General features: G+C 65.2%; 10 protein-coding genes. 6 read left to right on the top strand and 4 right to left on the bottom strand.

The features are described 5' to 3' along the window. Positions 1 to 52: 52 nt before the first annotated feature. The 3 genes from FHW78_RS20175 (at position 53) to FHW78_RS09845 (ending at position 4,950) form a co-directional block, all read left to right on the top strand. Positions 53 to 3,397: a PilC/PilY family type IV pilus protein gene (locus FHW78_RS20175; RefSeq protein WP_183639717.1), complete on the top strand. Its 3,345-nt coding sequence runs from the start codon at positions 53 to 55 to the stop codon at positions 3,395 to 3,397. A gap of 104 nt (positions 3,398 to 3,501) precedes the next feature. Continuing rightward, complete coding sequence (locus tag FHW78_RS09850; protein WP_183639715.1) at positions 3,502 to 4,296, top strand: sel1 repeat family protein; 795 nt, start codon at positions 3,502 to 3,504, stop codon at positions 4,294 to 4,296. A gap of 33 nt (positions 4,297 to 4,329) precedes the next feature. After that, entirely contained in the window at positions 4,330 to 4,950 is a 621-nt protein-coding gene (locus FHW78_RS09845; protein ID WP_183639713.1) for a thymidine kinase, read from the top strand. Positions 4,951 to 5,433: 483 nt separating this feature from the next. Here FHW78_RS09845 and FHW78_RS09840 read toward each other — a convergent pair whose 3' ends face one another. The 3 genes from FHW78_RS09840 to mutM all read right to left on the bottom strand — a co-directional run bounded on the left by FHW78_RS09840 (position 5,434) and on the right by mutM (position 9,714). Further along, a complete protein-coding gene (locus tag FHW78_RS09840) occupies positions 5,434 to 8,235 on the bottom strand; it encodes a serine/threonine-protein kinase (RefSeq protein WP_183639711.1) in 2,802 nt (933 codons plus the stop codon). Between the two features lie 15 nt (positions 8,236 to 8,250). Further along, positions 8,251 to 8,817 carry an ECF-type sigma factor gene (locus FHW78_RS09835; RefSeq protein ID WP_183639709.1) on the bottom strand — a complete coding sequence of 189 codons (567 nt, stop codon included), beginning with the start codon at positions 8,815 to 8,817 and terminating at the stop codon, positions 8,251 to 8,253. Between the two features lie 72 nt (positions 8,818 to 8,889). Further along, entirely contained in the window at positions 8,890 to 9,714 is an 825-nt protein-coding gene (gene mutM, locus FHW78_RS09830; protein WP_183639707.1) for a bifunctional DNA-formamidopyrimidine glycosylase/DNA-(apurinic or apyrimidinic site) lyase, read from the bottom strand. 426 nt (positions 9,715 to 10,140) lie between these two features. Between mutM and FHW78_RS09825 the strand changes: the two genes are divergently transcribed. Beyond that, positions 10,141 to 10,602, top strand: coding sequence for a hypothetical protein (locus tag FHW78_RS09825; protein WP_183639705.1), 462 nt, complete (start codon positions 10,141 to 10,143; stop codon positions 10,600 to 10,602). On the opposite strand, the gene FHW78_RS09820 is transcribed toward FHW78_RS09825, so the two are convergent. Beyond that, positions 10,599 to 11,633 carry a cytochrome c peroxidase gene (locus tag FHW78_RS09820; protein ID WP_183639703.1) on the bottom strand — a complete coding sequence of 345 codons (1,035 nt, stop codon included), beginning with the start codon at positions 11,631 to 11,633 and terminating at the stop codon, positions 10,599 to 10,601. The genes FHW78_RS09825 and FHW78_RS09820 overlap by 4 nt on opposite strands. A gap of 70 nt (positions 11,634 to 11,703) precedes the next feature. On the opposite strand from FHW78_RS09820, the gene FHW78_RS09815 reads away from it, so the two are divergent. Next, positions 11,704 to 18,240, top strand: a complete 6,537-nt coding sequence (locus FHW78_RS09815; protein WP_183639702.1) for an IPT/TIG domain-containing protein — start codon at positions 11,704 to 11,706, stop codon at positions 18,238 to 18,240. Further along, complete coding sequence (locus FHW78_RS09810) at positions 18,233 to 23,476, top strand: RHS repeat-associated core domain-containing protein (RefSeq protein WP_183639700.1); 5,244 nt, start codon at positions 18,233 to 18,235, stop codon at positions 23,474 to 23,476. The genes FHW78_RS09815 and FHW78_RS09810 overlap by 8 nt, the downstream gene beginning before the upstream one ends. Positions 23,477 to 23,481 lie beyond the last annotated feature (5 nt).

Below are 23,481 nucleotides of genomic sequence, written 5' to 3'. Positions count from 1 at the left end.
CCGCGTTTTCGCGGGAACCGCTGCCTTCCTGATCACGTTGCTGTGCGCGCCGGTGCGGGCCGCCATCGACGACGTCCCGATTCCGGCCGAGCCGCTGGTGTCCGGCTCGGCGGTGGCGCCGAACATCATGCTGCTCCTGAACAACTCGCTGCCGGCGACACGGCTTGTCGATTACAAGCACACCTGGTACGGCCGGAGCACGATCAAGACTTACAACGGCAAGAACGGCGGATTTCACTACATGAGGGGTGAGAGCAGGGACGCTTCCTATAAATACAATCTGCTCCACTATGATCCGCGGGTGACGTACCGGCCCTGGGTACGTCCGGATGGCAGCCGCTACCCGGACATGGATCCGGCGAACACCTACACGCACCTGGATCTGGCGGTGCCCGCCTACGACCGGACCATCGGCAGGATCGCCGAAAGCCCGCGGGGTTCGCTGTACGACTGGGACCCGCATGATCCGACGCATTCCGGCGCACCCCCGCCGATATACAAGCCGAACAAGTACGGATGGCTCGGGCAGCCGTTCTACGTGTTCAAGCACAACGGCGACAACATCAGCGACCTGCTCCAGTACACGCTCTACCGGCTGGTCAACGCGGACACCGCGTGGCGCTGCACGACGGCCGAAATGGGCGACAACGGCATCTGGAAGGAAACAACCTATTTCTGGATGGAACAGGGGGAGTGCGAGCGGGTATGGGATTTCACCTGGACAACCGAGGACGGGCGGACCATCCGGCGTTCCCTGGCCGAGGAATGGAAGAACTACGCCAACTGGTACGGCTATCACCGCACCCGGTTGAAGGTCGGCAAGGCCGCCGCGGGCGAGGCCTTCAGCCAGTTGCCGGAGCACTACCGCGTCGGCTACATGAACCTCGCCACCGGCATCAAGGGGATCGAACTGCCAATCCCGGTGAATTCGGATGGCGGTCGGTTCCGGGACAAGCCGGGCGTGTCGTCCAACCGCAGTGCCTGGTTCAGCCGGATGTACGGCGAGCGGGCCACCTGGACGGCGACGGCGCTACATACCGCGCTGCAGAATGCCGGTGACTATTTCTCCCGCAGCGATGCCAATGGGCCGTGGGGACCAGGCAACCTCTCGCAGCAGGCCACCTGTCGGCAGAACCACGTGATCGTGGCGAGCAACGGCTTATGGGAAAACCCCTCGCTGCGCTACCGGCCGGTCGGCAACACCGATGGCACGCCCGGCGAGGACATCCACGGGCCCGACGGCCGGCATTACCGGTACCAGCCCGGTCCTCCCCATGCCGACACGCATGCCGACACCCTGGCCGATCTGGTCATGCACTACTGGAAGACTGACCTGCGTCCCGACCTGACCAATAACGTGCCCGCGTCCGATACCAATCCGGCGTTCTGGCAGCACATGGTGGTGTCGGCCGCTTCCATCGTCAATCGTGGTTACCTCAGCGCCGATGATCTGCCCCTGCTCAGGTCCGGGCAGAAGTCCTGGATGGACCCGTATGGAGGCGACGAGACGCATCGGGTGGATGATCTGTTCCACGCAACCCTCAACAGTCGCGGCCTGTTCTTCAGCGCCAAAAAACCGGAGGATCTGGCGAAAGGATTCACCGAGATCCTCGACGACGTGGGAGTGGGCAACAGCTCGGCCAGCAGCATCAGTTTCAACGGACCCGAGCTGAAGGCGGGAAGCCGCACCTATGTGGCGAACTTCACCTCGAAACGGTGGACAGGTGATCTGAAGGCCTATCCGGTGACGGCCAGCGGTATTTCCGGCGCGCCGATCTGGCGCGCGGCCAGCCAGATCCCCGCCGCCGCCGAGCGGCACATATTCACCCAGGGAGAGGCCGGGCAATCCGGACGCGGCCTGTCGAAACTGGCGACTTTTCCGACCCTGGCGCAGAAGGACACGCTCACCGAGCCGGTCGCCGACTGGATTCGCGGCGATCGCAGTCGCGAAGGCAAGGGCCTGCGCGTCCGTTCCGGTGTGCTGGGCGACATCGTGCATAGCTCGCCGCTGCATGTGAAGACGGCCAACGCCGAAGCGATCTTTGTCGGCGCCAACGACGGCATGCTGCATGCGTTCGACGCCGTCACCGGCAAGGAGATATTCGCCTACGTGCCCGGCCTGCTGGACATGGAATCGCTGAAGTACCTCGCCGAGGCGGAGAAGTACCGGCATCGCTACTACGTCGACGGCCCGTTGGTGGCCGGACGCGTCGACGGCGATGAGGTCACCGTGGTCGGCACGCTGGGACGTGGCGGACGCGGCGTGTACGCGGTTTCGTTGAATCTGGCCAAACCCTCCAGCGCGCCGGCCGGATGGGAGTACACCGATGACGAGGACATGGGGATGGTGCTGTCGCGCCCGCAGATCCATCGCATCGCCGGGCAGGGAGGGGCGGCCCGGACGGTGGCGCTGGTACCCAACGGCATCAACAGCCCCAGCGGTCGGGCGGCCCTGTACGTGCTCGACGCGGAGACCGGCGAGCGGATCGGCAAGATCGTGGCGGGCAATGAAACCGGCAACGGACTTTCCGCGTTGACGGTGCTGGACCGCAACGGTGATGGCCGCGTCGATACCGCGTATGCCGGCGATCTGCGCGGCAACGTATGGCGGTTCGACCTGTCGGGTACCGCGGGCAACGGGCAGGCCAGCCGAATCTTCACCGCCACCAACGCGGCCGGCCAACGCCAGCCCATCACCGGCGGGGTCGGCGTCGCCCTGCACCCCGCCACCCGTCGGCCCTGGGTGTTTTTCGGCACCGGGAGCTATTTGAGCGCGGACGACGCCGCCGACGTGTCGGTGCAGAGCTGGTATGGCGTGGAGGACCGGGGTACTGCGGCCAGTCGGAATCAACTGCGCACGCGGCGAATCGTTGCCACCGGCAGCATCGGCGGAAAAACCGTGCGCGCCTTCGGCAAGGCGTCGGCGAACGACATGACCGGCAAGCGCGGTTGGGTGGTCGACCTGCAGACACCGGGCACCGATGCCGAAGGCGAGCGCATGATCGGCGAAACCCAGCAGGTGATCGGCGGCCGTACGCTGATGGCGTCCAGCATGATCGCGGAAGGCGGTGGCTGCGGCGGCGCGGGGCGTGGCTACCTCAATGCGATCGACGCCTTCTCCGGCGGCGCTACCTCCAATCCGTTCTTCGATGTGGACGGCGATGGCCGTTTCGACGGAAACGACAATGTCGATGGCACGCCGACGGGATCGATCGATCTGGACCTGGGGATGGTGACCGACCCGGGCATCCTGCTGGGCGATCTGGTGCAGGGGAGCAATCCATCGCTGGCCTGTGTCGGAGGCGCGTCCGGCACGCCCGGCTGCGTGTCCCTGAACCTGCAGGGCATGGGTTCGCACTACGGGCGGGTGTCCTGGATGGAGATCATCCGGGATTAGCGCCGCCATCCATCCGCGCGACCGTGCCATCAGTGGGAGAGACAGTCGCCGGCATTCCTTCTAGGATTTGGACCACCGGGGATTTACAGGAAATGATCAGGATGATGCGCAAACGACTTTGGCTGCTGGCCATGCTGCCGATATCCGCCGCCATGGCGGCGGACAAGAAGCCCGCGCCGCCGCCGGATCCGACGTCCGATCCGTTGATGATCACGGCCGGCTTCCTGACCCATCACCCGGACATGAAGTACCGCCTGCTGGGCATGGAGGCGTTCAAGGCCAAGAAGTATGAAGACGCGATGCGCTTCTTCCGCCGCGCCAGCTTCTATGCCGACAAGCCCTCGCAGGGCATGGTCGCGGAAATGCTGTGGAACGGGCAGGGCGCGCCGCAGGACAGGGTGCTGGCCTACGCCTGGATGGATCTGGCCGCCGAGCGCGGCTATGCCGGTTTCCTCGGCCTGCGCGAGCGCTACTGGAGCGCCCTGACCGAGGCCGAGCGCGAGCGCGCCGTCAGCGAGGGCCAGGCCATCTATGCCCGCTTCGGCGACGCCGCCGCCAAGCCGCGCTATGAAACCCAGCTGCGGCGCGGCCGCATGCAAATCACCGGCAGCCGCACCGGCTTCGCCGGCAACGTGCAGATCATCGTGCCCGGCCCCGGCGGCGAGCAGACCATCGACGGCAGCAAGTTCTACGACCCACGCTACTGGGACGCCAAGAAGTACTGGGCCTATACCGACCAGGTCTGGGCGAAACCGCGCATCGGCCGGGTCTCGGTGGGCGAGGTGGAGCAGGTCGATGAACTCCCGCCGGCCCCCAGCTCGCGCGTGCCGGAAACCACCCCGCAGATCGACGCCCCGGAACCGGACGTGCCCGAGGAGCCCGCGCCCGTCAATCCCTGACGGGCCGGCCATGCGCGGCAGTAGAATCCGCGCATGGCCAAGCTCTACTTCTACTACTCGGCGATGAACGCCGGGAAGACCACCACGTTGCTGCAATCCGCCCACAACTACCGGGAGCGGGGCATGCGCGTGCTGATCCTGACCCCCCGCCTGGATGATCGCGCCGGCACCGGCGTGGTCGCCTCGCGGATCGGCCTGAAGGCCAGCGGCACCGCCTTCGTCCACGACACCGATCTGGAAAGGCTGATCCGCGCGGACCTCGCCGAACACGGCAAGCTCGACTGCGTGCTGGTGGACGAGGCGCAGTTCCTGACCAAGCCGCAGGTGTGGCAGCTCAGCGAAGTGGTGGATGCGCTGCGCATCCCGGTGCTGTGCTACGGCCTGCGCACCGACTTCCGCGGCGAACTATTCGAAGGCAGCCAGTACCTGCTGGCCTGGGCCGACGAGATCGCCGAAATCAAGACCATCTGCCACACCGGCAAGAAGGCGATCATGACCGTGCGCGTGGACGAGGAAGGCCGCGCGGTGCAGGACGGCCCGCAGGTGGAAATCGGCGGCAACGACCGCTACGTCTCGGTCAGCCGCGCCGAGTTCAAGCGCATCGCGCGCGGCGAAAGCCGGATTGAGCCGATGCAGGCGCCGTTGCCCTTGTAGGGGGCTTTGGCCTGGAAAAGCCAAAAAGCAAATCCCCCTCAATCCCCCTTTTGCAAAGGGGGAGGAACAGCGGGTTTCCGGGCGTAGGAGTTGCTTGTTAGCCCCCTTTGAAAAAGGGGGCGGGCGCCGGAGGCGACGGGGGATTGGCTCTGGGCGCGAACAGCAAATCCCCCTCAATCCCCTTTTGCAAAGGGGGAAGCAAAGTGGGTTTCCGGGCGTTGAAGTCTCCTGGTAGCCCCCTTTGAAAAAGGGGGCGGGCGCCGAAGGCGACGGGGGATTGGCTCTTGGCGCGAACAGCAAATCCCCCTCAATCCCCCTTTTGCAAAGGGGGAGGAACAGCGGGTTTTCGGGCGCTGAAGCTTCCTGGTAGCCCCCTTTGAAAAAGGGGGCGGGCGCCGGAGGCGACGGGGGATTGGCTCTTGGCGCGAAAAAGAAAACCCCACTTCGCTCCCCTTCAACAGGAGCGAAGATCCATCCCCAACCTCAAATGCACCGCGCCCGAATTCGCGCAATCTCCCGCGGAATGACACCACCATCCGGCTGCGCGGTGCGCAGCTCGGCCAGCAGCGCATCCAGATCCCGGCGGCCACGCTCGCGTTGATCGCGTTCGCAGCGCAGCTCGGCGGCATAGCCGCGCGCGCTCCAGCGCAGTTTCGGGATCTCGCTGCCTTCGCCCTTGCGCACCGCCAGCGCGTCCATCCGGCGCAGCGCTTCGTTGACCTGGCCGGTGCGGCCCAGCTGGCGGGCCAGCGACAGCTCGGCGAACAGCGTGCGCGGATGGTCGGTGCCGTAGCCGATGCGGGTCAGTTTCTCGGCGCGATCGAAGTACTCGCTGGCCGCGGCCAGATCGCCGCGCGAGGCCAGCACCTCGCCGATCAGGCGATCGGTTTCGCCGACCAGCGCGTGGCTGGCGCCAAACAGTTCGGCACGCAATCCGCGCGCTTCCTGCAACGCGGCCAGCGCCTCGTCCTCGCGGCCGGCGCTGTGCAGCACCATGCCGTAGTTGTAGAGCCCGCCGGGCAGTTGCTGGCGGCTGTCCGGGCTGCGCCAGACCCGCACCGCGCGTTCGATGTCGGCGATGGCGGCGTCGGTGTCGCCCAGTTCCCAGGCGATGATGCCCAGCGAGTTCCAGCTGGATCCTGTTTCGCGATGGGCCGGTCCCAGCGCATTGATCGTCTGCTCGTGCAGCTGGCGCATCTGCGCGTTGGCCTCGGTGAAATGGCCCAGATCCACCTGCACCGCGCCCATCTGCCGGCGCACCGCCAGGGTCGCCGGGTGGCTATCGCCGTGGATGTCGCGGGCCAGCGCGAGTGCGCGCCGGTAGTGCATCAGCGCGGTCTGCGAATCGCCGCGGATCCGGTACAGGCTGGCGAGACTGCGTTCGATGTCGACCGCCAGCGGATGGCGCTGGCCGTCGTACTGGCGCAGGTGCACGAGCGCGGCGTTGAAACCGCGGATCGCGCCATCGGCATTGCCCATGTCGCTTTCCAGTCCGGCCAGGTCGTACAGGCTCTCGGCGACACCGGTCTGATCACGCAGGCCGCGACGGATCAGCTGCGAGCGCAGGAACAACTGGCGCGCGGTCTGGCGGTCGGCGACCGCGCGCCGGCAACGCCCGTCCTGCGACAGGAAATCGGCGGCCTGCTGCGGCAACTGGATCTGCAGGCGGCCGATGTCCGCTTCCAGCCGGATCATCGCGTCGATGCAGTCGCGCTGCCGCCCCAGCAGGGCCAGCACGCGGCCTCGCTGGGTGGTGCTTTCCAGGGTCAGCGCGGGCGCGTCGCTGCCTTGCAGCAGGCGCTGTTGCCGGTCCAGCAGGTCCAGCGCCTCGCGGTAGTCGCCCAGGCCGATGCGCAGGCGCGCGATCACGCCCAGCAGTTCGGCGTGCGCCAGCGGCTGCCGGGCGAGTTCGCGCTCGCCGCGGCGCTCGCCCGCCACCAGCAGTTCGCGCGCGTCGTAGGTGTTGCCGCGCTGCGCGGTGCCGGCATTGTCGAACAGGCCGATCACGAAGTTCTGCATCGCCTGCGCGCGCGCGGCCTCGCGCACCGCCTGCTGGCTCTGCCACAGGCTGGCGCCGAGCGCGGCGATCAGGATCAGCGCGGTCACGCTGCCGGCGGCCAGCGCCCAGCGATGGCGGGAAATGTACTTGCGCGCGCGATAGCCCAGGCTCTGCGGCCGCGCGTGCACCGGTCGCCCGTCCATGTGCCGGCGCAGGTCCAGCGCCAGCGCTTCCACCGACGGATAGCGTTGTTCCGGCGACTTGGCCAGCGCCTTCAGCGCGATGTTGTCCAGATCGCCGGACAGCTGGCGGCCGTGGCGGCGCGCGTTCGGGCATTCGGTGCGTCCGCCGCCGGTGGTGCGCTGCGCGGCCACCGAGGGCTTGAGCGGTTCCACCGCCAGGATCGCTTCCTCCCACTCCGCGTCGCTCTGCCGGCGCAGCCGGTACGGCTTGGTGCCGGCCAGCAGTTCGTACAGCACCACGCCCAGCGAGTACACGTCGGTCATGGTGGTGACCGGTTCGCCGCGGATCTGCTCGGGCGCGGCGTAGTGCAGGGTGAAGGCGCGGACCTCGGTGCGCGCGTTCACCGGCGCGGGCTCGCTTTCATCCAGCAGCTTGGCGATGCCGAAGTCGAGCAGGCGCACATTGCGGTCCGGCGAGACCAGGATGTTGGAAGGCTTGAGATCGCGATGGACGATCAGGTTGGCGTGGGCGTGGCTGACCGCCTCGCAGACCTGCAGGAACAGGCGCAGGCGATCGTCGATGGACAGCGCGTTGACCTGGCAATACTCGGTCAGCGGGATGCCCTCGACATACTCCAGCGCCAGGTAGGGCTGGCTGCCCTGGCTCACCCCGGCGTCGAGCAGGCGCGCGATGTTGGGGTGCTCCAGCCGCGCCAGGATTTCGCGTTCGCGGGTGAAGCGCAGGCGCAGGTTGGGATCGGCCAGGCCCGGGCGCAGCAGTTTCAGCGCGACCCGGCGCTGGTACAGGCCATCGGCGCGCGAGGCCAGCCAGACCATGCCCATGCCGCCTTCGCCCAGCAGGTCCTCCAGCCGGTAGGGGCCGATGAGCATGCCGGGCTGCAGCCCGCTCTGGGGCTTTTCCAGCAGCGGGGCTTCCATGAAACCCTCGCTCTCATCCTCCAGCGCGAGCAGTTTCTCCAGCTCGATCGCCAGCTCCGGATCCTCGGCGCGAATCGCGTCCATCCGGTGTGCGCGGGCGTCCGGCGCCAGTTCCAGCAGGACATCCAGCAGGGGGGAAAGCTGTTTCCAGCGTTCGACGTCCACGATGGACCGCCGTGATCAGGGTTCCTGCATCGTCGACAGCAGGAACATCCGCGCCTTTTGCCAGTCGCGGCGGATGCTGCGTTCGGAGCGCTGCAGGAGCTCGGCGATTTCCAGTTCCGACAGACCGGCGAAGTAACGCAGTTCCACCACCTTGGCCAGGCGTTCGTCCGCCTGCGCCAGCTGGTCCAGCGCGGCGTTCAGCGCCAGCAGGTCCTCGTCGAGTTTCAGGTTGCCTTCGACTTCCTCGGGAATGTCCGCGACCCGCTTGAGGTCGCCGCCGCGCTTGCGCGCCAGCCGGCTGCGCGCGTAATCCACCACCACGCTGCGCATGGAGGAGGCGGCGTAGGCGAAGAAGTGCGCGCGGTCCTCGAACTTGGCGGTTCCGGTGGAACCGATCAGCTTGAGGTAGGACTCGTGGACCAGCGCGGTCGCGTCCAGGGTGTAGCCATGCTGGCCCGACAGCTGGCGGCGGGCCATGGTGTGCAGTTCCTGGTAGAGCGTGGCCAGCACCCGATCCAGCGCGGCGCGATCGCCGTTGCGGGCCGAATCCAGCCAGAGGGTGATGTCTGAAGCGTCCGCCATGTGCTTTCCCCACAAGTCAGGCGGCGAATATAGCCCCAAATGTGAATAAAGGCATTCGGGAGAAGGTCCCTGTCACTTCTGGCAGTGGCCGCACCAGACGGTCGTGCGCTGGCCGATGCTGGCTTCCTTCATCGGCCGCCGGCAGCGCGGGCAGGGCTCGCCGCCGCGCCCGTAGGCCGACAGTTCCTGCTCGAAGTAGCCGGGCGCCCCGTCCGGGCTGATGAAGTCGCGCAGGGTGGTCCCTCCGCGGGTGATGGCGTAACCGAGGATCCGCTTGACCGCGTCGGCCAGGGCCACGTAGCGCTCGCGCGAGACCTTGCCGGCGGCGCGCAGCGGCGAGATGCCGGCCAGGAACAGGCTCTCGGCCGCGTAGATGTTGCCCACCCCGACCACCACGCCCTGGTCCATCAGGAAGGTCTTCACCGGCGCCTTGCGGCCACGGCTGAGTTCGAACAGGTAGTCGCCGTCGAACGCGTCCGACAGCGGTTCCGGCCCCAGCCCCTGCAGGAGGGGATGGATCTCGCCGGCCGGCTGCCACAGCAGGCAACCGAAGCGTCGCGGGTCATTGAAGCGCAACACCCGCTGCTGCCCGCGCGGACCTTCCACCGCGATGTCGACATGATCGTGCGCACGCACCGGCGTATCCACCGGCAGCACCCGCAGGCTGCCGGACATGCCCAGGTGCAGCAACGCGCTGCCGCCGTCCACATCCATCAACAGGTACTTGGCCCGCCGCCGCACCTCGGCGATGCGCTGTCCGGGCAGCTCGCGCGCGATCTCCGGCGGAATCGGCCAGCGCAGATCCGGCCGGCGCAGCGTCACCTCGCGGATGCGCCGTCCTTCCAGATGCGGAGCCAGACCCCGGCGGGTGGTTTCGACTTCGGGCAGTTCGGGCATGGGGTGGCCGGAAAAGGTGACTGGGGAGGGAATGGGGGTCCCGGGAACGGCAGACAAGCCCGTCACGGGGCAAGGCGGCCACGACCGGGGCGGGGCTGATGGCCAGGCCAACGCCGGTGACGGTACCGGCGGGCGCCCGAGGCGCCCTATGTACAGACCGTGGTTCCAATCATCTTATCCGCTGCCCGCGAAGTCGGCGGAGTGCATCACGATGCGTCGCTGGCCATCCCGGATCGCGCCTCGCGCGGCGACCCTTCAGGAATTGTCGGAGCGTCCCTTCCAAGCAGTCTCGAACATGATTGGCCGCATCGGCCGCTTTGCATTCCACATCTAACTTTGAATGCGATCCGTGCCTTGAAGGATGGGATGAGCGGGACAGTGCAAATACCATGCGGGGTTCCTTCAGCCACTTGGAATGCATTTCGTATGGAAGCACGCACGCGCCTGAAACTGTCCTGCGGTGTCCTGATCGCCGCGCTGACCATGACTGCCTGTTCGCCGGGAGCTTCTCCGCAAGGCGAAGCCAGGTCCGATGACGGAACGCCGCTCGTCATCGAGGAAGTCATCATCGCCGCCAAGGGGAAAGAGCCGCATGCTTCCCGCGCCGCACTGCGACCCGGGCAGCCACTCGTACTGGGCATCCGGACTTCCCGCAGCGCGAAGAACAGCACTGTGGAAGCAAAGGTCTTCGCCTTGGCGACCGGGCAGGTCAAGGAAAAGAGGACCGAACGCTTCGACAAGGACGTCGAGACCATCGAGCTGGATCTGGACGACGCAAAAAGCTGGTCGGCAGGACGCTACCTGGTCGAGATTCGTCTGGATGGAAAACTGGCGGCCCAGCAGGAGTTCGATCTGACCGAGATGCCCGAAGAAGCATCGCGCCCCTAGGGCGTGTTCGTGTCGCTGAGCGAACGCAGGAACGCCAGAAGCGCCCGCTTCTCTTCCACGGTCAGCTGGATCGGCGTGCCGCGGGACAGGTTCCGGTAGTAGATCTCGCGTTCCAGCGCTTCCTCCAGCGTTGGAACGCTACCGTCATGCATGTACGGCCCGGTCCTGGCGACATTCCGGAGGGATGGCGTCCTGAAAGCGCCCAGATCTTCCACCCTGCGGCTGGATGTGTATTTCCCAAGTTCGGAGATGCGCTTGTCCGAAAGGATGGCGTGTCCCAGTGTGCGGGTGGCAAGCGCTTCATCCAGATAGGCGATGGCGGGCGCGATCCTTCCCGCCACCTGCTCGAAACCAATGCCCGTGTGATGTGATTGGTTGTCCGTCAGCTTGCTGTTCCCGCGCGTGAAAACGTGGCAGCTCCCGCATTCGGCCTTGCCGTTGAACAGCGCCAGTCCCGCAAGCGCTTCATCGTCTAGAACGGCTTGTCCACTCAGGTGTCGAAAGCCCGGACCATCGGCCGCCGGCAGCGACCCGAGATAGGCCGAGATGACGGCGGCGAGGCGGGCCTTGTCCACCCGCAGCGAACCACCTTGGCGGAGCAGGAGTTCCGAATACTCCGGCCGCGAAGCCAGGCGATCGGCCAGCTGATTCATGTCGGCCAATCCCATCTCGACGGGATTGGTAAAGGGCTGAAGCACGACATGTTCGAGGGACGTCTCCCGTCCGTCCCAGAAAAACGCGAGCGCACGGCTCGAATCCAGCAGGCTGGGTGAATTGCGTGTTCCGGACTTTCCTCCGCTTCCCAAGGAAACGGCGCGGCCATCTGAGAAGTGCAGATCGGAGCGATGGCAGCTCGCACAACTGACGTCGTGCTCCGCGCTCAGGCGGCGATCGTTGAATATTTTCTTGCCCAGATCGGCGTCGGAAGGATTGACGATGGATGCTGCTTCGAAACGGCATGAAACAAGCGAGAGGAGTGACGCTGCCATCACTGTCAGTGTGATGCTTCTCTTTATCAAGCTCTTTTCCATTTTCAAAGTTAATTGACAGCGTACTTCCAGTCGCTAAAAAAGAAATGGAAATGGGGCGGCATTCGATCGAATGTCGAAAAAAGCACAAGTGTCGAGGCGTACAGCCCGGCGATCATGGAGTGGCGGCTTGGGCATGTGGCGGAAGGATTCCATACGGAAGAAAGTGCGGAGCACCGTGTTCTGGCGAGCGTGGAAAGCCGCAATCGCGCTGATGATTTTTGGCGTAGCGGCATCGCTTGCGGGCGCGACCACCTATCTGTACGACGCCAACGGTCGGCTGGTGGTGGCGACGAATGAAGAGGGCGCGCACGCGCGATACGTCTATGACGCCGTCGGCAACCTGCAAGGAATTGAAAGACTGCGTCCGGACGAACTGGCGATATTCAGCGTGGAACCTAGTCGCGGCGCACCAGGCGCGCGGGTCCTGGTGCGGGGACAGGGATTCTCGACGGCGACCGCGGGAAACCGGGTCGCGTTCAACGGGACCGCTGCGGAGGTGGTGCAGGCATCACCGACATCGCTGACGGTTGTGGTGCCGGCAGGAGCGACGACAGGCTTTGTTGCAGTCGAGGCGGGTGGAGCGTCGGCCGTCAGCACATCGACCTTCGTCGTTGACGAGAACGAAGCACCGCCAGTGATTCGCAGGATCGTGCCGTTGCGTGTCGCGGCGGGGGCAACCGTTGGAATCGATGGCGAGCATCTGGTGCCGATCCCGGGCCAAAGCAAGGTATCGGTATCGGGGCGCTTTGTGTCCTCCGCTCGTGAGTCTGCCGGAAATCACATTGATTTCGTGGTGCCAGCCAACGTCGGAAGCGGCAAGGTTACGGTCACCACCCCATTCGGCAAGGCTGAAAGTGGCGATGACCTGATCGTGGTTCCGCGTGATGTTTCGCCCGCTGATGTTGAGGCGGTCCATCGGGTTGAGCTGGGAGCGGAGCCCATTTCTTTGGGCGCATCCGGTTCTGGGAAATGGGTGGTGGTGCTGTTCGATGGAAAGCTCGACGACTACCTGAGCATTCAGTCCGACCCCGGCACGGGATCAGCCGTCGAGTATGTCGTCCGTGATCCCGCGAATCAGATACTCGCAAAAGGCTCACTGTCTGCAAGTCGGCCATCGAGCCATTTGCCTGCTCTGAACAAGACGGGCAGCTATGCGATCTACATGAAACGCGCACCGGAGGCGGGAAGCTGGCGGTTGTCGGTGGAGGTCGACCCGACGCAGGCCATCGACGGGGAGTCTCGGGCACTGGGGGCATGGGCGCCGGGTCAGAGCAAGCGTTTTCTTATTTCCGGAAGGATTGGCGACAACCTGGGCCTGGGCATCAGTGAATTGGATGCACCCGGTGGCAGCTATGCCTATGTCGAGGTGTACCGGCCGGATGGCAAGCGAGGGTGGTCCAGTACCTGCTACCTCAGCCATGGCGGCTGTGACGTGAACCTGCCGCGGTTGTCGGCGGGCACGTATGTAGTGGTAATGGAACCCGCGTGGTCCAGACAGCAGGTGCAATTCAAGGTCACCTTGTCGGCGGACGTGACAGGTGAGCTGGTGCCGGATGCATGGACGTCGCTGGTGCTGAGTCGGCCGGGACAGAACGGCCGGCTGAGCTTCACCGGCACGGCCGGCCAGCGGTTGGGCCTGCAGGTCAGCGGGCAGCAGACACTGCCGGCAGATGGGAGCGCGTACTACACCGTGTATGCACCGGACCGCACTCTGCTGACGTCCGGGACCCTACGGGGCGGCGGTGCGCTGGACTTGTCGACGTTGCCGGCGGATGGCACCTACCAGGTGTTCGTGGATCCGTACTACGGCGAGACGCTGACCGCGCAGTTGCGGTTGGCGACCGGTACCGCCGAAGGGCTGGGGGTGACGAACGGGTCGGTCTCGTATGAAGCACGGGGCGCCAACGAGGCGGCGTACTTTACCTTCACCGCCAAGGATGGGGACAACCTCGGCCTGGGCATCAGCGAGCTGCAGGTGACTCCGGAGAACTGGTACGCCTACAGCTATGTCCGGGTGTTCCGGCCGGATGGCAAGCAGGGGTGGTCCAGCACCTGCTATCTCAGCCATGGCGGCTGCGATGTAAACCTGCCGCGGTTGTCGGCGGGCACGTATGCAGTGGTGGTGGAGCCGACATCGGCCGGACAGCGGTTGCGGTTCAAGGCCACCTTGTCGGCGGATGTGACAGGTGAGCTGGTGCCGGATGCATGGACGCCGCTGGTGCTGAGTCGACCGGGCCAGAACGGCCGGCTGAGCTTCACCGGCACGGCCGGCCAGCGGTTGGGCTTGCAGGTCAGCGGGCAGCAGACACTGCCGGCAGATGGGAGCGTGTACTACACCGTGTATGCACCGGACCGCACTCTGCTGACGTCCGGGACCCTACGGGGCGGCGGTGCGCTGGACTTGTCGACGTTGCCGGCGGATGGCACCTACCAGGTGTTCGTGGATCCGTACTACGGCGAGACGCTGACGGCGCAACTACGCCTGGCGACCGGCACGGCCGAAGGGCTGGGGGTGGCGAACGGGTCGGTCTCGTATGAAGCACGGGGCGCCAACGAGGCGGCGTACTTTACCTTCACCGCCAAGGATGGGGACAACCTCGGCCTGGGCATCAGTGAGCTGCAGGTGACTCCGGAGAACTGGTACGCCTACAGCTATGTCCGGGTGTTCCGGCCGGATGGCAAGCAGGGGTGGTCCAGCACCTGCTATCTCAGTCATGGCGGCTGCGATGTAAACCTGCCGCGGTTGTCGGCGGGCACGTATGCAGTGGTGGTGGAGCCGACGTCGGCCGGACAGCGGTTGCGGTTCAAGGCCACCTTGTCGGCGGACGTGACAGGTGAGCTGGTGCCGGATGCATGGACGCCATTGACGCTGAGTCGGCCGGGACAGAACGGCCGGCTGAGCTTCACCGGCACGGCCGGCCAGCGGTTGGGCCTGCAGGTCAGCGGGCAGCAGACACTGCCCGCTGACCGGAACGTGTACTACGCCGTGTATGCACCGGACCGCACTCTGCTGACGTCCGGGACCCTACGGGGCGGCGGTGCGCTGGACTTGTCGACGTTGCCGGCGGATGGCACCTACCAGGTGTTCGTGGATCCGGAGTACGGCGAGACGTTGACGGCACAGTTGCGGTTGGCGACCGGTACCGCCGAAGGGTTGGGGGTGGCGAACGGGTCGGTCTCGTATGAAGCACGGGCCGCCGGCGAGGCGGCGTACTTTACCTTCACCGCCAAGGAAGGGGACAACCTCGGCCTGGGCATCAGTGAGCTGCAGGTGACTCCGGAGAACTGGTACGCCTACAGCTATGTCCGGGTGTTCCGGCCGGACGGCACGCAGTTGCGGTACCGGTATTGCTACGTCAGTTATGGCGGCTGCGACGTGAACCTGCCGCGGTTGTCGGCGGGCACCTACGCGGTGGTGGTGGAACCGGCCTCGTCCACTCAGCGCTTGCAGTTCAAAGTCACCTTGTCGGCGGACGTGACAGGTGAGCTGGTGCCGGATGCATGGACGCCGCTGGTGCTGAGTCGACCGGGCCAGAACGGCCGGCTGAGCTTCACCGGCACGGCCGGCCAGCGGTTGGGCCTGCAGGTCAGCGGGCAGCAGACACTGCCGGCAGATGGGAACGTGTACTACACCGTGTATGCGCCGGACCTTAGTCTGCTGACGTCCGGAACCCTAGAGGGCGGCGGTACGCTCCGCATGCCGGCGTTGCCGACGGACGGCCCCTACCAGATATTTGTGGATCCGGCTTACGGCGAGACGCTGACCGCGCAGTTGCGGTTGGCGACCGGTACCGCTGAAGGGTTGGGGGTGGTGAACGCGCCGGTCGCGTATGAAGCACGGGGCGCCAACGAGGCGGCGTACTTTACCTTCACCGCCAAGGATGGGGACAACCTCGGCCTGGGCATCAGTGAGCTGCAGGTGACTCCGGAGAACTGGTACGCCTACAGCTATGTCCGGGTGTTCCGGCCGGATGGCAAGCAGGGGTGGTCCAGCACCTGCTATCTCAGCCATGGCGGCTGCGATGTAAACCTGCCGCGGTTGTCGGCGGGCACGTATGCAGTGGTGGTGGAGCCGACATCGGCCGGACAGCGGTTGCGGTTCAAGGCCACCTTGTCGGCGGATGTGACAGGTGAGCTGGTGCCGGACGCGTGGACGCCGCTGGTGCTGAGTCGACCGGGCCAGAACGGCCGGCTGAGCTTCACCGGCACGGCCGGCCAGCGGTTGGGCTTGCAGGTCAGCGGGCAGCAGACACTGCCGTCAGATGGGAGCGTGTACTACACCGTGTATGCACCGGACCGCACTCTGCTGACGTCCGGGACCCTACTGGGCGGCGGTGCGCTGGACTTGTCGACGTTGCCGGCGGATGGCACCTACCAGGTGTTCGTGGATCCGTACTACGGCGAGACGCTGACGGCGCAACTACGCCTGGCGACCGGCACGGCCGAAGGGCTGGGGGTGGCGAACGGGTCGGTCTCGTATGAAGCACGGGGCGCCAACGAGGCGGCGTACTTTACCTTCACCGCCAAGGATGGGGACAACCTCGGCCTGGGCATCAGCGAGCTGCAGGTGACTCCGGAGAACTGGTACGCCCACAGCTATGTCCGGGTGTTCCGGCCGGATGGCAAGCAGGGGTGGTCCAGCACCTGCTATCTCAGTCATGGCGGCTGCGATGTAAACCTGCCGCGGTTGTCGGCGGGCACGTATGCAGTGGTGGTGGAGCCGGTATCGGCCGGACAGCGGTTGCGGTTCAAGGCCACCTTGTCGGCGGACGTGACAGGTGAGCTGGTGCCGGATGCATGGACGCCATTGACACTGAATCGACCGGGCCAGAACGGTCGGTTGCACTTCACCGGCACGGCTGGGCAACGGTTGGGCCTTCAGACCCGTGGACAGCAGACGCTGCCGGCGAATCGTTATGTCTACTACTACGTGTACACCCCCCAGGGCAGTTTGCTGACTTCGAGGTCGATTCGAGCCGGCGGCACACTGGATCTGCCAGTGCTGCCAGTGGACGGTACCTACCAGGTGTTTGTGGATTCGGAGTACGGCGAGACGTTGACGGCACAGTTGCGGTTGGCGACCGGTACCGCCGAAGGGTTGGGGGTGGCGAACGGGTCGGTCTCGTATGAAGCACGGGCCGCCGGCGAGGCGGCGTACTTCACCTTCACCGCACGGGAAGGGGACAACCTCGGCCTGGGCCTGAGCGAACTGGCCGACAATGAGGACCGTCACGCCTACCTCCGTGTGTACCGGCCGGACGGCACGCAGTTGCGGTACCGGTACTGCTACGTCAGCTATGGCGGCTGCGACGTGAACCTGCCGCGGTTGTCGGCGGGCACCTACGCGGTGGTGGTGGAACCGGCCTCGTCCACTCAGCGCTTGCAGTTCAAAGTCACCTTGTCGGCGGACGTGACAGGTGAGCTGGTGCCGGATGCGTGGACGCCATTGACGCTGAGTCGACCGGGCCAGAACGGTCGGTTGCACTTCACCGGCACGGCCGGCCAGCGGTTGGGCCTGCAGGTCAGCGGGCAGCAGACACTGCCGGCAGATGGGAACGTGTACTACTACGTGTATGCGCCGGACCTTAGTCTGCTGACGTCCGGAACCCTAGAGGGCGGCGGTACGCTCCGCATGCCGGCGTTGCCGACGGACGGCCCCTACCAGATATTTGTGGATCCGGCTTACGGCGAGACGCTGACGGCACAGCTGCGGTCGGCGACCGGCGCGGCCGAAGGGCTGGGGGTGGCGAACGGGCCGGTCGCGTATGAAGCACGAGGTACGGGCGAGGCGGCGTACTTCACCTTCACCGCCAGGGAAGGGGACAACCTGGGCCTGGGAATCAGCGAGATGCGCATCGTCAGAGGCAGCTCTGCCTACCTCGACGTGTATCGGCCCAATGGCGACCGAATGATGCATGGAACCTGTAGTGCTGGCTGCCGTGTGAACCTGCCGAATCTGCCGGCGGGCATTTATGTGGTGATAGTGAAACAGAGCCCGGTTGGGCGGCAGTTTCAGTTCAAGGCCACGCTGTCGGCGGACAAGATGGGCCTGCTGCTGCCGGATGACTGGAAGACATTGGTGCTGGATCGTCCGGGGCAGGGAGCACGGCTGAGCTTCACCGGCACGGCCGGCCAGCGGCTGAGTCTGCAGGTCAGGGGGCAGCGGACAGTGCCCGCTGACCGTCATATCCGTTATGAGGTCTACAGCCCCAATGGCAGATTCTTGACTTCGCGAGCGCTGCGAAATGACGGTACGCAGGACCTGCTTGCATTGCCAACGGACGGCACCTACCAGGTGTTTGTGGATCCGATTCATGGTGAAACGTTGACCGTGCAGTTGCGGCTGGCTGTCAAGCCGCCCATCTCGAGCCGAGGCCGGCAGGGCCGAGTTGAGTCGGTGTTTTCATGGCGCACCGCAAGAATTCGAATGGATGCAGGCCCGTCTCCGGACGCGCGTGCAGGGCGCTGGATTCAAGATGGGAGCCATCGACTCCTGCCGATGCGCCGGCAAATCCGCAGTACACGAAGCATGGCATGCCTGAACACCCGTGCACGCAGCCGAAGAGCGGCAAGTCTCAAGGAAGAACAAGGAATGCATCATGGATAAGCACCCGCGTAGCCAGAAGAGCTTTTCCCTGGCCGTCTTGCTGAGTCTGTTCGCGGTCACGGCCAGCAGCGGGCAGGTACCGTCCCAGTCGGCACGTCCGGCGTCGATGGACAAGAACGAAGTGCCTACGTCCACGCGCCAGACCCTGACACCCATGGAGCGCAAGGTGTCCATTCAGGATGGACGAACGCTGGTCCTGTCGGGTGATGGCAATACCTTGATCGAACGCGATGCGAAGACCGGTGGGATCACGCATCGAGTCGAACTGGAATCCGTGCGAATCGGGGCGAGCCTGACCCTGATGCCGCAGGGGCGCGCGCTCATTTGGGGAGGCGCGGCGGCGGACGGCAAATTGCAGCCGGGTGGCGTCTGGTACGACACGCGTTCGCGTCGCATTGAACCTGCGCTTGGCCTGCCCATGTCGGCCCGGGCGGGCCACAGCGCAACCGTGCTGACGGATGGACGCTTGCTGCTGGTGGGAGGATTGGGTGCCGAGGGTGGTGCGCAGTTGTGGGACGAACGAACCGGAGTGCTCACCCGCGTCCAGCGCCATTCTGGCGATCGGATGTCGGGTCATCGGGCGACCCTGCAGAGCGACGGAAAGGTCAGGTTGCGCGGAGGCGGGGTTGCGGGACGGACGACGTCGACCGACGTCTGGTTCGACCCCGAAACCTCGTCGTTCATTGAAAGGGCGCGCAACGACAACGAGCCCACGCAGGCACCCCGGATGGCGGGATCCCTGCCACGGCAAGGCGATCAGGCGGTCTCGACGGATGCATTGATCGCCGTCAGGTTCACCCAGCGCATGCGTGCGCAGGAACTCAATCCTTCGACGGTGTCGTTGCTGGGGCCCGGCGGAATGACCCCCATCGACATCGTGGTGGTCGAGGAGGGAAGGCTGGTATTCGCACGCCCCAGACAGGCGCTCTATCCCGGATCCCGATACTCGCTGCTGGTGGATGGCGTGCATGCGGTGGATGGCCGCGCCATGCCGCTTGCGGTCCTGGACTTCCAGACGGCCGTCATCGCCGGACCGGAAGAAGCCGAGGCAACTGCGGAGCAGCTTCCCGGCAACGCCGACCTGATCCAGGGCACCCCTGCGGAATGCGGATACCTGGAAAAACGCCAACCCTGCCGCAGGCAGGGCGCCCTGAAAGAAGGGGTGTGGCAACCGGGGCAAGACAATACGGACGGACGCTGGCGGGTTCCGGGAAACCAGCCGGACCTGCGCAACACCGAACTCATTGATCGCATCGTCCGCGCCATGCGCTTCACCAGCGTCATGGGGCAGATTCTTCGGGTGGACGGCGTGCCGGTGGCCGATGTCGAAATCAGCATCGGCGGCCGGCACGTCAGGACCAACCGGGATGGCTACTTCCTGTTGCACGAAGCCCCCGCGGGCAAGCAGGAACTGTATGTCGATGGGACCACCGCGAACTCGGCGGGCGTGGAGTACGGCCAGTTCGTGGTCGGGCTGGATGTAAAGCCCGGCCAGCTCACCCAGATTCCCTACACCCTGTACCTGCCGCGCATCACCGCGCGGGACAAGAGCAGAATTGGCTCACCGCTCGGCAGGGACACGGTGCTCACCCATCCGGACATGCCGGGCCTGCAGGTCCTCATCCCGCGCGATACCGTCATCCGGGACCGCAAGGGGCGGCTGGTCACCGAACTGGCCATCGTGCCGACACCGGTCAACCGCGCGCCGTTTCCGGTGGCGGACAACTATCCGATGTACTTCACCCTGGAGCCCGGTGGTGCGACGGTGCAGGCGCTGACGCCGCGCGCGGCGGAGGGCATCCGGATTTTCTATCCGAACTACGACGGTCACCCGACGGGCACCCAGGCTAACTTCTGGATCTACGATCCCGCCGAGGGCTGGCGTGTCTACGGTCAGGGGCGCGTCACCAGCGACGGCAGCCGCTTCGCACCCGAGAAGGGAGTGGCGCTGCACCAGACCATGGGCGGGAGCTACTCCGTGGCGAGCAACGACCCGCCCACCGAGCCCGACCAACCGCCCTGCAGCGAGGCCTGTGGTTCCTCCGGCTCCGGTTCCGGCGCCACGGCCGGGGACCCCATCGATCTCTATACCGGCGAATTCTTCTACTCCGAAACCGACGCCACCCTCAACGACATCCTGCCTGTTGCGATCAGTCGCCACTATCGGCCGAATGACACCGGCAAGCGGGAATTCGGCATCGGCACCACGTCGAATTTCGGCTATCGCATGTTCTCGCCGCCGGGTTCCGGCTATGACCTGATCCAGCTCATCCTGCCGGGTGGCATGCCGGTGGATTTCACCCGCATCGCGGGTACCGGCCTCACGGGGACCTGGAAACATTCGGGCGGCACGACCGGGTTCGCCGGTTCCGTCCTGAAGTATGTATACGACGATCAGGGCTATGGGCTTCTCCTGACCCTGCGGGATGGCGCCATCATGCGCTTCGGCAACTACGCGCCCAATCCGCTGCGCTGGATGCGGGACAAGCATGGCAATCGGGTCGAGTTTGTCTATGACGCGGGTTTGCTGGTACGGATCGTCTCTTCCAGTGGACGCTATCTGGCCCTGGAGCACGACGGCAACAACCGCGTCCAGCGTATCCGGGATCATTCCGGCAGGAGCTGGACATACGCGTACGATGACAACGGCTTCCTGGCGCGCGTGACCTATCCCGACGGCGCCGCCCGGCGATACGGATACCGGGCCGAAAAACTCCCGGGCGGAAAGCGGAAGTCCCGGCTTGAGTCGATCCACGATCAGAACGGCCACCGAATCGTGTACAACGAGTTCGAAGCCAGGGGCGAGGGCGGATGGAGCGGTCGCGTGGTGCGGCAGACCCAGGCCGATGGCGGCGTCTATCGGCTTGAGTACGACCACGTCGATGGCGATACCCTCGGCACGTTGGTGACCCGCCCGGATGGAAGCCAGCGCAGGCTGGTATTCGACCCCGTCAGTCACTATCCCGTCAGCGACACGCTGGGATATGGCACCGCGCTGGCGCAGACCACCCGATTCGAGCGTGACGCGGCAGGACGGTTGAGCGCGAAGGTGGATCCGCTGGGGCGGCGTTCCGAGTATCGCTACGATGCCGAAGGCCAACTGACGGGCGAGACCCATCTGCCGGGAACCCCGGAAGCCAGAACGCTTGCCATCGCGTACAACGCGCATGGCGACCCCGTTTCGATGACGGACGCATTGGGCAGAACGACCACCCTGGGATACACCGATCGCTGCCTGTCCTCGGTGACCGATCCCGCGGGCCAGGTCCGACGTATCACCTGCAACTTTGCCGGCCAACCCGCCGCCCTGTCGGACCCGCTCGGCAATCGCACCAGATTCGAATACGAAGGCTACGAGTTGACCGCCACGATCGATCCGCTGGGCCGGCGAACCGAAATGCGCCATGACCCGCTGGGCCGGGTGATCAGCATGCGTGATACTGCGGGCCACACCGCGCGACGCGAGTACGACGCCATGGGCCGGATCGTTCGCCAGATCGATGCGATCGGTGGCGTGACCGAAACCGGCTACGACGCCAACGGCAACGTGATGGCCGTCTTGCTGCCGCACGGCGCCGGCATCACTTACGCCTACGACGCGCGCAACCGGTTGACCGCGCGCACCGACAGTCTGGGCCAGACCGAGCGTTGGACCTATGACCTGATGGACCGGGTCACCTCCCACTCCGATCGCAATGGCGCGCTCACCCGTTTCCAGTACGACCTGCTGGGCCGGCTGGTACGGGTGGAGCAGGGACAGCATGTGGTCACGGCAAGCTACGATACCGGCGACCGCGTGCTGAGCATGGACGACAGCGACACAGGAACCCTGCGCTGGTCCTACAACGCGTTCGATGAAGTGGTGCAGGCCACCAGCCCGCAGGGCATCGTGCGCTACGAGTACGATCGCGGCGGACAGCGCATTGCCATGACTGCGGACGCGCAGCCCCGCATCCAGTACCGCTATGACGCGGTTGGCCGTCTGATACGGTTGTGGCAGGGCAGCGAAAACGTGGCCTTCGACTATGATGCCGCCAGCCGGCTCATCCGCACCACGCTGCCCAACGGCGTCGAGACGGGCTACGCGTACAACGCGACCAACCAAATCACCGGTATCGCCTGGACCAAGCCGGGTCAGGCGACGCTGGGCACGCTGGGCTACGGCTACGACGCGCTCGGCCGCCGGGTGGCCCAAACCGGCACCTATGCCTCCCAACTGCTACCGGAAGCGAGCCGGGGCAGCAACACGTTCGATGACAACAACCGGCAGACCCGGCACGACGAAAAAGCCTTGAGCTACGACGCCAACGGCAATTTGCTGAGTGACGGCCAGCGCACCTACCACTGGAACGCGCGCAATCAGTTGGTCGCCATCAAGATAGGAGACTCGACGCAGGCCAGCTTCCAGTACGACGCACTGGGCCGGCGCATCAGCAAGACCGAAGGCGGGCAGACCCTCACCTATCTCTACGACGGTGTGGACATCGTGCAGGAGCGGGTGGGCAACACGGTCAATCCCATTCTGACCGGCCCGGGCATCGACCAGCGGTTTGCCCGCAATGAAGGCAGCGAACGGACCTACTTCCTGACGGATGCGCTGGGCAGCACGCGCGCGTTGACCAACGCGGCGGGTGAAGTGGTGCAGCGTTATGACTACACGCCGTATGGGCAGACCCGGGCACTCAATGCCGGCACGACCAATCCGTATCAGTACACCGGGCGGGAGCGTGACGATTCAGGCATCTACTACTACCGGGCCAGGTATTACTCGCCAGGAATGGGGCGGTTTATCAGTGAGGATCCTACGGGTCTGCACGCTGGAGTAAACACCTATGCCTATGTGGGCGCCGACCCAATCAGTTATATAGATCAGGATGGGAAACAAAGAACGAAGCAAAATCCGTGGAACATACATCAGAGACAAAATGGTGGAAAAGGCCTAACAAGCGATGAGATTTGGTCGAGTTACAGGAGATTGCAGTTAGACAGGCTAGGGAAGGGGAATGCCGAACTTCGAGACGCGCTTGGAAATTTTCCAGAGCCAGTTGGCAAAACATATCCTGATATGAGGACGGTTAGATGCAATAGCCTTGGTTATTGTGTTGTTGATGCCGACCTATGCAAATGCATAAGGGAAAAGCCGGATACTTGTCAGGCAAATCCGCTGCCTAACATCGGTCCTGCTCCGCGCGATGATCCAGGCTGCTATTGCACGAAAGTTACCATGCCGATTTAGAGGAG

It is taken from the genome of Pseudoxanthomonas sp. OG2 (assembly GCF_014192765.1).
GTDB lineage: Bacteria > Pseudomonadota > Gammaproteobacteria > Xanthomonadales > Xanthomonadaceae > Pseudoxanthomonas_A > Pseudoxanthomonas_A beigongshangi.
Note: the sequence above shows the minus strand (reverse complement) of the source record. Positions and strands in the feature narration are given on the sequence as shown.